Below are 15,948 nucleotides of genomic sequence, written 5' to 3'. Positions count from 1 at the left end.
TTGGAAGGGGCTTGGAAGGGCATTCTACATTACAATCTATCAAATACAATTTGTTCTTCCTACTAAATAGGAGCTATTCCAAATTATTATTTTGGATAGCTCCTTTCAAATTCTTCTTATTTTTTACTTCTACCAATGTCAGCTTCTACATACAATTTATCCCGCTATTTGCGGACAGTAACACTCTCATTTCAAAATTCGGTGAATAAACTGCTCGATTGCAGTGCAAGTGGCCCTCACTGATTAAAGTTTCATTTTATTTTTGCATTGAATCTAACATCTTCACAATAAAGGCAGCTGCCTGACCACGAGTTGCTGTGCCTCGAGGATCAAACTCATTATTTCCAATACCATTAACTACCTTTAGACTGTATAATCGTTGAACCGATTCTTTGTATGTTATTAAATGCTTATCTGTAAATGGTAATGCTACTAACTCACCTGTAATTCCTTTATATCGTAATGCTTTGTCAATCATAATAGATACTTCTTCACGAGTAATTGGTGAGTTAGGATCAAAAATCCCTTCACCACGACCATTAATAATTCCTGCACTTGCACAACGTTTAATACCGTCATGAAGTGATGGATGTGCCTCATTAATATCTACAAATGACTTATTTCCCTCTGGTAGTTTAAGAGCATTCGAGATTAATTTCGCAAACTCTGCTCTCGTTACATTTCGATATGGCGCAAATACACCATTCCCTTCTCCTTGCATAATACCTAGACTGTTTAATTTACGAATATGCCCTTCAAACCAGCCACCCGTAATATCATCTTTTGGTTTTTGTACTTCTTCCTTAGGCTTTTGTACTTCTTCCTTTGGTACATTGTAGTTAATTTTAATCCAACTTGGGTCATAGAAAATCCATTCTCCATCACCTACTTTGTACCAACCATTTTTAACCGCTAATACTTTGTAACGCTCTCCGCTTGAAGCTTTACGTACAACACGATGTTCAATACCTGCATCACTACGTACATTGATGCCGCTACCATTTACCACTAGTTCCATGCTAGGTTCAGCTGGATTATGTTCATTTGGATCAAATGACTCATTTTTATCTTGTAAAGGCGTATCAATCTGCGTATTTATATTTGCATACCACTGAATTCCTTGTACGAAACCAGCCCAATTACCACGTGAAATTAAAATGTCAGGACATTTTTTCCCACTCCATTGTTGATGTTTGTAAATATGATCTGCACCAATTCCTTCTTTGTTCATTAAATAACCTGCAAGTCGTTTTGCATTTTCTAACGCTTTATTGTAATCACCGTCTTGGTTAACCGCGATTTCGATACCGATAGACTCCCTATTTCCTGAACCATCCCCATCTCCTGCATGCCAACCGTTTTCGTTTGTTGGTAAGTGTTGATAAATTTGTTTATCGTCTACAGTAAAATGCCATGAAGCTGTTCGGAAAGTCCCTTCAGTTGCTTGCTTGTATAAATATTTCGCATGATTTTCAGCATTAGCACCAGCGGCTGTATTTGCGGTCTCATGGATTGTAATGTAACGTGCTTTCATCGGGTTTGCAGGACGGATATCAGGGTTTCCCGCTGGAACAATCCACTCTACAAATGGAACTCCTGCAAGTGTTCCATATTTCTTCGTACTCGGTGCACTATATTGAATACCTCTTGGCTTTGCAACAGGTTTCATTTGACGATCAGATCCATCATTTCGACCATCTACAGATTCAAATGCCTTTTCAATGTTTGAAATAGCTTCCTTTTCTGCTACTTGCCCCTTTTTTGCATCTTTCATTTTGTTTAATTCTTCTGTTTCATCATGTTTATGCTTATATTCTTCTAAAAGCATTTTTTCATTTTCAGATACTTCTGCTTCGTTAATTTGTACATGCTCAGGAACTTCCAATTTGAAATTAGAATAATTTAATCCGTTCGTTCCATTTTCCCCTTGAGCAATACTAAGTTGGTCAGTTTGAGATTTGTTTATCTCTTCTGCTGATGCTAGTAAAGGTGCACTCCCAAAAATCACTAGACTTGTTGATAGTGCGATTACTCGTTTTTTGATTGTCTTTTTCATTATTATAATAGATACATACACATTCCCACCGTGTATATATCTCAACCTCCCTTTGTTGTCACATTAATTTTAAAAATATGAATCTACTATGTACTTTCAATATATTTTCTTTTTATTTATATATTTAAATTATTGTATTTTATATCCATTAAGAAACTATTCATATGTCATCCCTACAAATGAATTTCATCTAACATACTTTTTATAAAATTCGTCAACAAACATTATTTTACAACTAATTACAAATACCGTCAAAAGCATTTGTACATACTGGCATGTTTTTAGGCTGGATCATTGAACATAATTTATTTAGTCATGAATTTGAAGAAGAGTCTCAAGACGAAATTAATCAATTTAAACTTAGACAAATGACTGGCACACAAATTTATATAAACTGGGATGGCGTTTTAGCAGACAACATGTTAAATGATGAGGGCAACCAATTCGCAATGTACTACTTTAACAATGAGGATGAGTGGAAGTATATAGATGATTACTCGGGTATTTTTACAGACGATGGAGAAACTCTCTACCACGTGCAAGTTACTTGAGAAAATTATTTCAAATTAAAAGAAGTTATTGATAATAGCTATAATTTTTGGAAAGACAACTTACAAAATATATAATTATAACAAGTCGATTTCTTATTTTAATAAGGAATCGACTTTCTTAATATTTAATTTGCTGATTAACATCTCACTCAAAAATTATTTCACTAACGATACTATTATAGATACCGAATTATCTATAACGGAACGTTCTGGGCGTGATTTCATTAACACTGTTAATCCAATTAGGGACGTGACTAATGTTTGCGCTAATGCTTTAGCGTTCAAATCACTTTGTAGTTCTCCTGATCGAATTCCCTTCATGATTAATTCTTGAAAGATAACTGCAAGATACATTTGATGTTCTCTAGTCAGTACTTCAAACTTTTCATTATGAGGAGCAAGCTCAACCATTGTGTTAATACAAAAACAGCCTTTACTGAACTCTTTTTTATATTCCTCTTCCACCATATTTTCAAAAAACATCCGAATTGCTTCTTTTACAGATTGTTCGTTTTGAAGTTTTGTTCGTATACGAGCCGCATGTAAATTTGTGTATCTCCTTAATGCCGCTTCAAATAAGCCCTCTTTATCACCAAAAGCTGAATATAAACTCGGTTTTTGTATTTCCATTCTTGCAGTTAGATCACTTAATGAAGTAGCAGCGTATCCTTTCTCCCAAAAAAGTTGCATAGCAGCATCCAAAGCTTTTTCTTCATCAAATTCGCGTAGTCGAGCCATTTAAAAATATCCCCTTCCTCTACATTTTCAGATTATAAACTAACACTTTATGTACCAATCAGTATATTATATATCGTATTAAATTATAAACGATGTGTCAAAGAAAACGTAATTAAATCAAAAGAAACTTGACATATATATTTACTCAAGATTATATTTTACTTACAAAATAACATACCATTCGGTACGTTATTTACAACAATACAAAATGGAGCTGATTTTATGAATAGCAAGGAAAAGATGATGACCATTCTTAAACATAATCACCCCCAGTTACATTCACCTATTAGCGCAAACATGTCCCGCTATATGACTCTATTATTCGCAATAGCTTGCGGGATGGCGGTGGCAAATATATATTTCGCTCATCCGCTACTTGATTCTTTATCAAATGAATTTAAGATTAGTCATTCAACTATCGGTATTGTGATTACTATTACTCAAGTTTGTTATGCAATCGGATTACTTTTATTAGTTCCACTTGGTGACTTATTAAACCAAAAAAGACTCATTATTGTTCAAATGCTTTTATCCGTTATCGCTTTAATTGTAATTGGGACCGCTCCCTCGGCCATCGTACTTTTTATAGGTATGGCCTTAGTAGGAATTCTTGCAACAGTTACGCAAACACTCGTCGCATACGCATCCATTTTAGCAAATCCAGCAGAACGTGGACGCATAGTAGGTTTCGTTACAAGCGGCGTTGTAATAGGCATTCTCCTTGCCCGTACATTTGCAGGCGCATTAACAGATTTAGCTGGATGGCGGTCCGTTTATCTCACTTCCGCTACCCTTATACTATTCGTAACTGTTTTGTTATATCGTAATTTACCTACTCTTGAACAGAGCAGAATGACAACTATGCCTTACCGGAAGTTAATACGTTCTGTACTCTTATTATTTGTAGAAGAACGACTCTTACGCATTCGCGGAATATTAGCATTGCTCATTTTCACTTCATTTAGTATTTTATGGACTTCTTTAGTATTACCTCTAAGTGCTACAACACATAATCTTTCATATACAGCTATTGGTGCGTTCGGCCTTGCTGGAGTTGCAGGTGCATTAGCTGCTACTAAAGCTGGACAATTAGCTGATAAAGGATTAGGACAAAGAACAACTGGCATAGCTTTATCTTTATTAGTACTTTCATGGCTCCTAATTAAATCTATTAATCACTCTCTATTATTACTAATTTTCGGCATTATCCTCTTAGATTTAGCGGTGCAAGCTGTACATGTCACCAATCAAAGTATGCTGTTCACAGTGCGTCCCGAAGCAAGAAGTCGACTTACTGCCAGTTACATGATTTTTTATTCTATCGGTAGTGCAACAGGTGCAATTCTTTCAACAAATACGTATGCAAAATATGGTTGGAATGGCGTATGCATATTAGGTTTATCTGTTAGTGCTTGCGCTCTTTTATTTTGGATAATAACCTTGCGGCGATCATCACAGCTGAACGAAGAATAATTCATTTATGATTAATACGTGTTTTTCTATAAGACTATAGAATAGCATTTATTTTTTAACGCAAATCAACGGCATTTTCATATAAAAAATGCCGTTGATTCACAATTTCATAATAAGAGATCCTATACTATCGAAATACATATATTACAAATTCCCTTTAACGTTTTCAACAATCTCATTTATCGTATTCCGATCAAACTTATCACTAATTTCATATGACTCACGATCTCCTACGAATTGCACGCCTACGATATCATTGCGATCCTTACCGTATTGCACTTCAATAATAGATCCACGCTCTATTTGTTTCCAAATGAGACCTGCTTTATCTTTATTATCTAAAATAATGCAGTCTTCAATATTTTCGTCAATCCCAATTAACTTATTATCATCCATATATCCAATCTCGTATTGTTGCCGCTCTTTCGCTTTGCCACTTACTAATATACCTTTGCTACCATATGAATAATCCATATAGTCCTTTTTCTCCGTTTGTACCGCTTTCGGCTTTTGTGTTTCAGCTTTTTCAGCAGCCCCACAACCTGTAATAAGACTGATTGGCATAACCACTATTAATACTAATCTAGTAAATTTCTTTATCATTTGTAACCAACCTCATATATTTAATGTAAAACTCCATTTATTACTTCTATTAAAGAATAACATGATACTAAGTAAACAGAACGAAAGATAACATATTATTTACATACTCGCACTTTAATGAAGGACCAGGTCATTTAAACCTAGTCCTCCATAACTTTAACTTTGCTTCACATACTTAATTGTATGAAATGACGTCTCATTAAATAAACGCAAGTTTTCCCCATCATAATCTTGAACTTTATATGCTATTTTCTTTTTTTGAATTGTATCTTCTACACCGTCTACTAAACGTTTATTGAGATGTAAATAGATTGTAAAAGCTTCCTTATCATATTCCCAAGTTCCTTCAATATAATTCTTTTTATTTGGATACTCACCTTTACCATACGTTTCAAATGTCTTATCACCTTTTAAAATGAGTGACATATTGAAACCGTCTGTTCCTTGGAATCCCCAATTACCGATTAATTCCGTACCATCTTTCACATTCTTCATAACGTTATCTGTATTAATTCCAGCTTTCTTATCTAACTCTTTCAAATCTTTCATAGATACTGTACCGTCACCGATTTTAATATCCCCTTCAAGATCTTTGAATGCCTTAAGCCAGTAAATATCTCCTTCTTTCACTAGCTTTTCAGATTTCTCTATTAACTCTTTATCAGTCTTATCACCTTTTTCTCTTTTTTCTTTTCTGGTGAATACTTCATTTATTAAAGAAAAAGACTCTCTAAAATAACTAATTGCTTTTTCAAAATCTTTTTGTTGGTTTACATACTCTGTAGGGGGATCTATCGACTCAAATTTATCTAACACTTTGTTTAATTCTTTCACACTATCTACTATATCTGATTTCTTTTTCTTACCGTCAAAAACCTCTCTTGTAATATTGTTATGCTCCGCAAACAACTTATCAAACTCTACCCCTAATTTATACACTTTATTAGGATAGTCTTCCTTTGAAACTTTTTCTTTCTTACTATTAGACTTCGATTCTTTTACTTTAGACTCTTCCGTTTTCTCCTGTTTAGAAGTGTTCGTTTTCTCAGAAACTCCACAACCAAATAACAACATGACCGGAACTGCTACCCCTAGTAGTTTCTTTGCATTCATGACTGATTTCTCCTTCTACTTGAATAGATTACTCTTACTATACCCATCCTCTTTTTTTATCTTGTAATTAAAGTTACAACTGCAATAACTCCTAAAATTGGTCCCCAATATTCCATTTTTATAAAAAATAGCGAGTGTTTTTTGTTAAACATAACTTTTTCACCAGTTTCGGCATCTATATAAACTTTCCCATTTGGCTTATTAATATATCTCCCTAAATACCAAGACATAACCCCTGATATAATAAACATTACCGCCATTGGCCAACTATGATCTTGAAAATATGTAGCGTCCCCCGTTATAGATCCAAAGATAGCCTTACCCAAAAGAGTATTAATAATTACAATAATTGCGACTAAAAAACCCCAACCAGACCAAATAATCATTTATTTCTCCTCCTAAAGCATACAACTTTGTGCTTTATGTTAATTTGAACTGCAAACGAAAATGTTTAAAAAACCGAATATTCAGACGTTAATAATTACATTTAGCTTACATTCGATTCTAACTTTAATGTTCTAAATGCAAATGAACCAGATATAATTTGTAAAATTGTCGGAATAAGTAAAAAGAATAATGACATAAATAACATAACTATAGGAATCACAATCATACAAACTCCATAAACTTTATTATTAACCTTGTTTACTAAACACGATAAAATGAACAACCCTATTTGAACCGTTAAAATAATAGAGTAATAAGCTAAAAGTTCGTAATCAACACCTTCCATAATATTAAACGCTACAACTATTAATATTATAGAAATAATAATTCCCAAAATGCCACCAATTAAACCTAATACGAATTCAGGCGTTCTTTTCAATTCAATCCCCCTTTTATGAACCACTAACTGCTTGTATATTTTTCCCATTCACCATCATACCAAATATTCATTGAAAAAAATATACAAATGCATTTTTATTCTACTGTACTTTGCTTCTAACTATAGATAACTTGTAGCAGTCACAAAATCAAAAGCTTCAAAATTACTAACCGAATTGTCATACTGAAAATTATAAATTAATATGATAGAATTGTAGGATTTCTTTAATTTAACTTCTTCCTTAATTCGAGAAAGTATTTTATCATCATATGAACATCCCGTTAATAACATAGAAATGTCATCACTTGCTTCTTCTAACACTTCCTTTTCAATAAAATCCTCATCTACATCAATCATATCTATATTAAAATCAACAAAAAAACTCGCTGGTATAGCGTCTCCTTCTTCATCATACGTAACATCTATATATGTATCCAACTGATCTTGCGTTTTCATATTACCTAACCATATTGAAACTATTCCATGTACTTCCATTGTAGTTCTCCTTTATTTTTTCTCTTGCAGAACCAATTTTATAACTTACCGACTACTTTAAAACTCATAATTTTTATAAATAACAGTTCTTCTTTCCATTTAGTTAAATGGGGTTATTCGGAAATTCATTATTATACTTATTAATTAGCGCTTTATCATTTTCATTAATTGGTACTTCACCTAAGTATTTATGTTTCCAAATAATCATTTGATCACTAAAACTATATTCTGTTTCGAGCCAATTGGTATAATCGAAATGCATGTTAAATTCCCCACTATGTTCCAGAGACATTGTAAAAGAGTACCAAAGCTCTTGCTGATTATCTTTAAAAACATCTCTTAATTCCTTACTCAATTTATATAAAGAATCTTCTTTCCTTTCAAACTCCTCTTCATTAACTTCGTATTTAAAAGGAATTTCTACACTATACTTATAATTTTGTTTATTTCTGAAGTTGTTATAGAAAAAGTAAGTTCCCCCTCCAGCTTCTGCTATTTGTGCATAAAAATAAAATTTCTCCCATTCTTCTGGAATCAGGGCATGAACCGTTTCCGCTATCTCTCTATATAATCGATTCAATTTTATTTCCAATTGAACACCCCCTATTTGATTTTCATCATTCACTTTTTCTATATTATACCACCCTTTTAATTAGCTCTTTATTTCATCTAAAATTCAAACCAAGTTTCGATACTTTTAGAAAGTAGACATACCTCTTGAATACAATTAGTATTAACATATGAAATACGAAAGGCTTAAAAAGGCTTTCACATGAAGAAAGGAAGTTGCACAACTATGGATCTTAAAACAGTTATGCAAGAACTTGAATCTCTAGGTAAGGAACGAACGAAAAAAATATACATATCTAACGGTGCGCACGAGCCGGTTTTCGGAGTAGCTACAGGTGCTATGAAACCAATCGCTAAAAAAATAAAATTAAATCAAGAGTTAGCTGAAGAGCTTTATGACACAGGTAACTACGATGCTATGTACTTTGCAGGCATTATTGCCGATCCAAAAGCTATGAGTGAGTCTGATTTTGATCGCTGGATAGACGGGGCATATTTTTATATGCTATCTGATTATGTAGTGGCAGTAACTTTATCGGAATCAAATATCGCACAAGATGTTGCTGATACATGGATTGCAAGTGGGGACGAGCTTAAAATGTCTGCCGGCTGGAGTTGCTACTGTTGGCTTTTAGGAAATCGCAAAGACAATGAATTTTCCGAAAGTAAAATTTCCGATATGCTTGAAATGGTGAAAGATACAATTCATCATTCTCCAGAACGAACAAAATCCGCTATGAATAATTTCCTAAACACCGTGGCAATATCATATGTACCACTACACGAAAAAGCAGTCGAGATTGCAAAAGAAGTTGGTATAGTTGAAGTCAAACGTGATAATAAAAAAAGCAGTTTGTTAAATGCTTCTGAAAGTATTCAGAAAGAACTAGATAGAGGAAGACTTGGTTTTAAGCGTAAGTATGTAAGATGTTAAAAGTATGAAGGTGTCAATCTAGGAGAGATTGACACCTTTTTAGTGGACCTTACTAGACTAACGGAGCTGCAAGTTAAAGGGAACCAATCATTCATCTCCCACTATACATCTCAAACTTCTTCTTTCAATTTATATACCCTATCTCTTTTCTCATCATCTTTGATAAAAATAAGTTTTCTTTCTGTAACAAAACCTTCTAATAGTAAACATACTTGTCCATATGCTTTAGGCTTATTCGTAGTGAATCTTTCATCGGGTATTTTACCAGATCGTATTAATCGTTCACATAGCTCAAGCGCACTTATTTCTTCAGAATCAATTAATTCTAAAATATCTTTTTGTAATGGTGATAAAGGGGCTGGTACCTTACATACCTCAGCTACCTCCACCTTTTCTTTTTCTTCTTCAAATAAATCTTCAAATGAAATTTGATTCATTACATCTTTTCCTTTCTAACAATTAATTTATATAACATGAATTGAATTCTATAGGTACAAGAACTTTAAATATTAGCTATTGTTATGTATTGCTTACCTCATTACATGAATTTCAAACTCATGTACATCATTTCATATAGTATGTTTTGATTATACCAAATATACGTTCTGTCTTCTATTGTAGAATTCGTTATTACAGGAATGAAAGTAATAGTAAACATTTTTCTTCTCGTTAGTTGTATAAAAAACTATGTAAAAAAACAGAAAAAGTTTACATAATAAAATTATAGTGATCTTTTAGATTTCTACGCTAAAACGCAAAAAAGCACTTGTTGCCCCAAATAGACAATCAAGTGCTTTAAGTTTCATCTTTTTTAAATAGCATAAATTTGTAAGTTTTATAGTAACAGTATAACGACTTTTATATGTCGTGATAACTACTACGTTAAAACTTACGAGCTTGTACGAGTTCATTAGTTTAATATACATTCCATGGTTTTATATTCATCGCCCAGTAACTTGTCCTTCCGTTGAAACTCGTATGTAACCAACTACTTTCTTTCCCATCATAAATTCCCTCCCGTTACAGTAATTTGAGTCCCTGTAACGTTAACCCGTTTTTTTGCAGATAACGTGTTCGTAACGTAAATCCGTTAAAACGTACTTTACGATGACTTCAAAAAATAATACAACCCTTTATTTTTTCTTCTACTCTCGTTATACACTGTACAAAGCCCTTACAATCTATAAAAATTTAATACTTCGTGCACTTATAAAATTATAATGTGTCTACCTATTTCTATCCTAAAACGCAAAAAAGCACTTGTTGCCTTTAGTTGACAATCAAGTGCTTTAAGTTCATATATTTTTAAGTAGCGTAAATTTGTAAGTTTTGTAGTAACAGTATGACACCTTTTGTACATCATGACAAATACTATATTAAAACTTACGAGTTTGTACGAGTTCGTTAGTTTAATATACATTCCATGTGTTTATATTTATCGCCGGGTAAAATGTTATCTCGCCTAAGCTCGTACTTTGTTTTCTATTCTATCATTGCACATAATACTCTATGATGGTACAACCATCATGGAGTACTTACTTTTTAACAGCTTATTCATTCTTTTTCTTCACTTTTCTTATACATCTTTAACTTTAATACCAAATATTAAGTCTTGTTATATTACTTACAAAGTCATTGTGCCAAGTTTTATTGTAGTACCTCTAAAAACTCAGTAAAGTTATCTACTATTTTATAAAACACTGGTTCAAACTCTCCTGACTCTTCATGAGACCATACACACACCGATGGATTCTCTTTATTTTCTCTAAAATCCAAGCATACAAAATCCCCTGCAAATATACTAGCTATTGGTAATACCTCTGCACCTAATAAATCTTCATTATCAGTTAATCTTTCCTCTATCTGTGAAAATACAACATCAATATCATAGATCCCTTTAGGGTTATTTTCAATGTCATCCAGCATACATAAAAACCTTTCTATCGCATAACTACGATTATCACATACAAATGTAGCTTCTTCAACTTCTGCACCATTATACACTTTAATAAAATCCAAAAATGAACCTGGTAGTTTTAATCTCCAAAAATTTTCATGTTTTTTTATTAACTCTTCTGAAGGTAATGGTTTTACAATAGTATCCTGTTTTATTTTCATGTTTTTACCTCTTTCTTTAGTTTACTATCTAGGAGCATCGGCCCACATTCCGGCCGACCTTCCACCATTGTGAATCGTAATATTGTGTATTCCAAAAGGAATCAACTCCATTTTACCCGGTACTTCAGTATGATGCCATGTCATACCTTCCGGTCGTCCACCTATTGCATTATCGAGCCATTTAAATTGCTCTTCGTCTGACATTAACCATAGCCTCTCTGGAAGTTGCTTTGTCTCTACAACAAGCCCAGCACTCTTAAAATCGGCAAATCCGTATCTCATTCCATCAGCTTTAATAACCTTCACATCAGGAACCAAACCATCTGCAACTGCTTTTTCCTTAATCATTCTTTTTTGACGAGCCGTTAAATTAGCTCCACCGTGAAGTGACTTATTCCATGACCACGTTTTATTTGATATAATTTTTTCACTGTACAACTTTACATAATCATTAATAACATCATCAAATTTCTTAGTCCCATTTATAAATTCATCTATATTATTTAAATTAGCCTCATTGACTACCTTACTGGAATTACCCGTACCCTTAACCCCACCACTCTCCAAATTCGAGATCCTACTCTGAATACTCGCCTTTGAGGCATCATGGGCTTCTTGGAATTTCCCGCTATAGTTCGTTCCAGATCTAACGACACTTCCATCTGGCAGTATTTCTACACCTTTAACGAATGGGGTTACGGAGTCCACACCTTTTGCTAATTTAATTTCAATTATATAATATTAACAATTTATTTTCTTTTATCAATATATACCGCGCATTATTCATCAAGTTTAAATATGTCTATGAAAAAAGCACTTGTTGTCAAAAATAACAATCAAGTGCTTTAAATTTATATATTTTATAAGTAACATTAATCCGTCACTATTCTTTTTCCAATAGTCCAACCAAAGCTAGTTGATTTGAATATTTTACATATCTACTCGCTAATAATGCATTCCTTAATTTAACAAAAAATATTTTAAGATTTATTTTGCTCTTCATATTCTTTCATCTCTTCGAATTTTCTTCGCTCATTTTCATTACTAGGTTTCTTCCCTAAATATTTATATTCAAAATAATCCACTCGGTCATTCGGTCCAAAAGTAGATTGATACCATTTAGTATACCCATAATGGATTTTTAATTTACCCTCAGATGTCACAATCATGTCAAGAGAATACCAAGCTTCCTGATTATTTTTTGTAAATATCTCTTGTAACTCTACACTTAAATGAAATAATTCATCATATTTCTTATCATATTCTTTTTCACTCACATTAAACACATCTGGTATATCATGGGAATATATATATTCATCCGACCTATCTGGGGTATTGAAAAAGAATAATACCCCACCCTCTTGGTTATGAATCTCTGCATTAAAATAAAAGATATCCCACTCTACGGGAATTGTATCATTTATTTTTTGAGCTATATTTTGATAGATTTTATGTAATTCTAATTCGAACACTTTTACATCAACCTCCTGTTTTATTAAGTATTTCACGTATTACCTTACGTTGACCTTCAATTTGGTATTTTATTTTAAATAAGTTTGGTCTTAGCGATGAACCTGAGTATACTGGTTCAATCTTTACTGACACTTTTTTAGGAGGCTTTCCACCTAATGCATTAGCCCACTCTTGCTCCATATTATACCACTCTCCACCAGAGCGATTAATTTGTCTATTTTGAGCAATCAAATTATCAATATCTCCAGAACCATGGAATTGAGTTCCTATCAAGTGGCCACCATCATCATCAGGTAACCTATCTTCACGGCCTGCTGCCACTTGCATTCCTTTGTTTCGTTTTCCTTTTTGAAGTATTAATTCTCCTGCCTTAACATCTACTATTCTACCAAGCTCATCTGTTGTATATTTATAACCATCCTCGGTAATATAACGCACGTTTGGTGCCAGTTCTTTTCTTCCATTTTTCCCTTTAATAATGTGCTTCCCAAGGTCCCCCTCTTGTATTTCCGTTATCTTAGTAGGATTACCCGTACCCTATGTTGTAATCTTAAACCCTCACAATAAAAAAGCAAACCATGTAAAACCTTATTAAACTACTTCTTTTTCTTCCACTACCGGCAATTCATAAGCTGCTTTATATTTCATCATGCCATATACAATGTTTACAAGCCTTCTCATAATACATACCAATGCTTGTCCTTTTGTTTTTCCCTCTTTAAGTTTCTTTTGATAATATGCATGAAACACTAGGTTTCTGGGTAACTTACTTCCTTTTGCTACTTGCACTTGCTGTACAGCTAAATTATAAAATAAAGCGTGTAGCGCCCTGTTTCCTTGTTTGCTTTTATGTGTCTTACCTTTCCCACCAGAACCAAAGTAAACAGGCGCAATCCCCGCAAATCGTGCTAATTTATTGGCATTTGGAAATCGTCTTATATCTCCTATCTCAGCTATTAATGCTGATGCCGTCACAAGTTCTATTCCTGGCATCGTCTCTAATTGATAATCTAGTAGATTTACTAGCTGTTTTAATTCTCTTTCGATGTATTTCATTTCCTTCTTTTTAAACTCAATCTCCCGTACAATACTTCTTACTAAAAAGTTTCGCATTTCTTGATACTCTTTCATTGTTTGTCCATCTTCTTTTACAAGCCTTAATATTTCGCTTGCTTTCTTTACCGAACATGTATTGTTGCTAACATCTAATAAAAAAGCTGTTAATTGCTTTATACTAACACCCTCTAAACAGGACGGTGACGGATACTGCTGCCAAAATGCTAATGCTGTTTTTCCATCTAACTCTGAGAAAAACTTTTTATAACTTGGATAATGGTGGTTTAATTGAATATGTAATTGGTTCTTTAATGCACTTTGTGCTTTTACTAACGCATTCCTTCTTGAAACCAGTTGTTGTATCGACCAAAATAAATCGTTTGGCTTTGCATCTGGCAATTGATTAAATTTGTTTACCAATATGCGTGCCACACATTCCGCATCCCAACTATCATTTTTTTGTATCATCACTTGGCTCTTTCGTTCTAAAAATGATAAAGCTGGATTTACTTCTTTCACTACTTGTTCATGATCTACTAAATATTTCGCTAACGCTCTTCCATAACCACCAACATCTTCTAAGCCAAATACAACTGATAAACCATCACTCACATACGTCTCTACTTCTAATAAAAACTTCGAAAATGCCGATGGTTTATTATCAAATTGTATTTCTCCTAGTTTCTCTTGCCAGCAATTAATAATAACAGCCGTATGCTGCTCCTTATGTAAATCTACTCCTACATACAAATAGTTCTGTCTATTATGCATAACTCATCCCTCTATTCAATGATTTAGTCATATATAAAAATGTCGGCAACCTTAGTTCGAGCGTTCATCTTCCGATGCGCATAGGTACGCAAGCCTATCCATTTTTCATAACTCTAGTAGTATGTATAGTAAAATGAGCTAATTTTTTAAGTGAGTTTATAAAATAATTGCTGGATGTTTCCCAATTGTTTGTATTTGCCCGTATGTATATACCCCTCGATAAAAGTTCTCTCGGTCTAACATACGTTTCACTTGCACTTTCGTAAACAACTTTCCTTTCTCAGTACAATACCCTTCCCTATTTAGTCGTTCTGCCAATTGAGTTAGCGACCAATGTTTAAAAAATTGTCTTAATTCAAATAGTCTACGTACAACTATCGCTTTCTCCGCATCTACCTCTAACACTTTTTGTCCTTTCTTTACTCTATAACCAAACATCACACCGCCCCCCGCATATCCACCTTGTTCTGCTTTTTTCTTTCTGCCTCTACTTAGCTTTAATGCAATTTCAAGACGTTGGTATTGGTCTAATAGCTCTAACATGCCATTTACTAAAAAGTCATTTGGCTCATGTGCATATATACTGTAATTTGGTTGTTCAATTGCCTTCACATCTACCTCATATTTCTTTAGTTCTCTTTGTATTAACACTTTTGCCATATCAGAGCGCCATAACCGAGATGTATTCAGGACAATCACGTGGCTTACTTGATGATATGCCATATCTGACAATAGCTCTTGTAAGCCTTCACGTTCAATTGTTAATCCATCTTCATCTACTGTCGCTCCGCTTAGCCCTTTATCTTCGTATATGTGAAGCAGTTGTAGTTTATTTTCAGTGCAGTACCGTTCAATTTCTTCTACTTGATACGTTAGGCTATACCCTTCACGCACTTGTCCTTCTGTTGAAACTCGTACATAACCAACAACTTTCTCTTCCATATTGAATCCTCTCCCGTTACAGCAATTACAATCCCTGTAACGTTTACCCGTTTTTTGCGGATAACGTGTGCATAACGTCCATCCGTTAAAGCGTACTTTACGATGACTTCAAAAAATAACACAACCCTTTATTTTTTCCTCTACTATCGTCGTACACTGTAGATAGCCATTACAATCTATAAAACAACAATAAAAATTTAACACTTAATGCACTTATAGAATTATAATG

General features: G+C 33.5%; 18 protein-coding genes and 1 pseudogene. 3 read left to right on the top strand and 16 right to left on the bottom strand.

The genetic code is table 11. The annotated features are described in order from the left end of the window. Positions 1 to 256 precede the first annotated feature (256 nt). Complete coding sequence (locus COK05_RS05590; RefSeq protein WP_098611780.1) at positions 257 to 2,056, bottom strand: S-layer homology domain-containing protein; 1,800 nt, start codon at positions 2,054 to 2,056, stop codon at positions 257 to 259. A gap of 245 nt (positions 2,057 to 2,301) precedes the next feature. On the opposite strand from COK05_RS05590, the pseudogene COK05_RS05585 reads away from it, so the two are divergent. After that, positions 2,302 to 2,682, top strand: a pseudogene (locus COK05_RS05585) (DUF7832 domain-containing protein). Between the two features lie 81 nt (positions 2,683 to 2,763). Here COK05_RS05585 and COK05_RS05580 read toward each other — a convergent pair. Next, a complete protein-coding gene (locus COK05_RS05580; protein WP_098611775.1) occupies positions 2,764 to 3,345 on the bottom strand; it encodes a TetR/AcrR family transcriptional regulator in 582 nt (193 codons plus the stop codon). Positions 3,346 to 3,567: 222 nt separating this feature from the next. Here COK05_RS05580 and COK05_RS05575 point away from each other — a divergent pair, with 222 nt between their 5' ends. After that, positions 3,568 to 4,818, top strand: a complete 1,251-nt coding sequence (locus COK05_RS05575; RefSeq protein WP_098611774.1) for an MFS transporter — start codon at positions 3,568 to 3,570, stop codon at positions 4,816 to 4,818. Between the two features lie 144 nt (positions 4,819 to 4,962). Here COK05_RS05575 and COK05_RS05570 read toward each other — a convergent pair whose 3' ends face one another. From COK05_RS05570 to COK05_RS05545, 6 genes are all read right to left on the bottom strand, one after another. After that, positions 4,963 to 5,421: a hypothetical protein gene (locus tag COK05_RS05570; protein WP_098611773.1), complete on the bottom strand. Its 459-nt coding sequence runs from the start codon at positions 5,419 to 5,421 to the stop codon at positions 4,963 to 4,965. A 156-nt stretch (positions 5,422 to 5,577) separates the two neighbouring features. Next, entirely contained in the window at positions 5,578 to 6,534 is a 957-nt protein-coding gene (locus COK05_RS05565; RefSeq protein ID WP_098611772.1) for a DUF3994 domain-containing protein, read from the bottom strand. A 56-nt stretch (positions 6,535 to 6,590) separates the two neighbouring features. Next, complete coding sequence (locus COK05_RS05560; protein WP_043936650.1) at positions 6,591 to 6,920, bottom strand: hypothetical protein; 330 nt, start codon at positions 6,918 to 6,920, stop codon at positions 6,591 to 6,593. A gap of 101 nt (positions 6,921 to 7,021) precedes the next feature. Continuing rightward, complete coding sequence (locus COK05_RS05555; RefSeq protein WP_000831724.1) at positions 7,022 to 7,360, bottom strand: DUF4064 domain-containing protein; 339 nt, start codon at positions 7,358 to 7,360, stop codon at positions 7,022 to 7,024. Positions 7,361 to 7,480: 120 nt separating this feature from the next. Beyond that, positions 7,481 to 7,855, bottom strand: coding sequence for an immunity 22 family protein (locus COK05_RS05550; RefSeq protein ID WP_098611771.1), 375 nt, complete (start codon positions 7,853 to 7,855; stop codon positions 7,481 to 7,483). Positions 7,856 to 7,958: 103 nt separating this feature from the next. Beyond that, complete coding sequence (locus tag COK05_RS05545; protein ID WP_098611770.1) at positions 7,959 to 8,447, bottom strand: antitoxin YezG family protein; 489 nt, start codon at positions 8,445 to 8,447, stop codon at positions 7,959 to 7,961. 204 nt (positions 8,448 to 8,651) lie between these two features. Here COK05_RS05545 and COK05_RS05540 point away from each other — a divergent pair, with 204 nt between their 5' ends. Next, on the top strand, positions 8,652 to 9,359 hold the full coding sequence (locus tag COK05_RS05540) for a DNA alkylation repair protein (protein ID WP_098611769.1): 708 nt from the start codon (positions 8,652 to 8,654) through the stop codon (positions 9,357 to 9,359). 110 nt (positions 9,360 to 9,469) lie between these two features. On the opposite strand, the gene COK05_RS05535 is transcribed toward COK05_RS05540, so the two are convergent. The 8 genes from COK05_RS05535 to COK05_RS05490 form a co-directional block, all read right to left on the bottom strand. Continuing rightward, positions 9,470 to 9,796 carry a DUF3895 domain-containing protein gene (locus COK05_RS05535; RefSeq protein ID WP_098611768.1) on the bottom strand — a complete coding sequence of 109 codons (327 nt, stop codon included), beginning with the start codon at positions 9,794 to 9,796 and terminating at the stop codon, positions 9,470 to 9,472. A 770-nt stretch (positions 9,797 to 10,566) separates the two neighbouring features. Then, the gene (locus COK05_RS32030) at positions 10,567 to 10,773 is read right to left on the bottom strand and encodes a hypothetical protein (RefSeq protein ID WP_078185409.1); all 207 of its coding nucleotides are present in this window, start codon (positions 10,771 to 10,773) and stop codon (positions 10,567 to 10,569) included. Between the two features lie 233 nt (positions 10,774 to 11,006). After that, the gene (locus COK05_RS05515; protein WP_086385171.1) at positions 11,007 to 11,477 is read right to left on the bottom strand and encodes an SMI1/KNR4 family protein; all 471 of its coding nucleotides are present in this window, start codon (positions 11,475 to 11,477) and stop codon (positions 11,007 to 11,009) included. 24 nt (positions 11,478 to 11,501) lie between these two features. Then, positions 11,502 to 12,185, bottom strand: coding sequence for an HNH endonuclease (locus COK05_RS31540; protein WP_098611766.1), 684 nt, complete (start codon positions 12,183 to 12,185; stop codon positions 11,502 to 11,504). A 272-nt stretch (positions 12,186 to 12,457) separates the two neighbouring features. Then, on the bottom strand, positions 12,458 to 12,949 hold the full coding sequence (locus COK05_RS05505; RefSeq protein ID WP_098611765.1) for an immunity protein YezG family protein: 492 nt from the start codon (positions 12,947 to 12,949) through the stop codon (positions 12,458 to 12,460). A 7-nt stretch (positions 12,950 to 12,956) separates the two neighbouring features. Beyond that, entirely contained in the window at positions 12,957 to 13,466 is a 510-nt protein-coding gene (locus COK05_RS05500; RefSeq protein ID WP_098611764.1) for a DNA/RNA non-specific endonuclease, read from the bottom strand. 75 nt (positions 13,467 to 13,541) lie between these two features. After that, positions 13,542 to 14,777, bottom strand: coding sequence for an IS110 family transposase (locus tag COK05_RS05495; RefSeq protein ID WP_098611763.1), 1,236 nt, complete (start codon positions 14,775 to 14,777; stop codon positions 13,542 to 13,544). 156 nt (positions 14,778 to 14,933) lie between these two features. After that, positions 14,934 to 15,719, bottom strand: coding sequence for a recombinase family protein (locus COK05_RS05490; protein WP_098611762.1), 786 nt, complete (start codon positions 15,717 to 15,719; stop codon positions 14,934 to 14,936). Positions 15,720 to 15,948: the final 229 nt, after the last annotated feature.

It is taken from the genome of Bacillus cereus (genome assembly GCF_002567495.1).
GTDB lineage: Bacteria > Bacillota > Bacilli > Bacillales > Bacillaceae_G > Bacillus_A > Bacillus_A cereus_AQ.
Note: the sequence above shows the minus strand (reverse complement) of the source record. Positions and strands in the feature narration are given on the sequence as shown.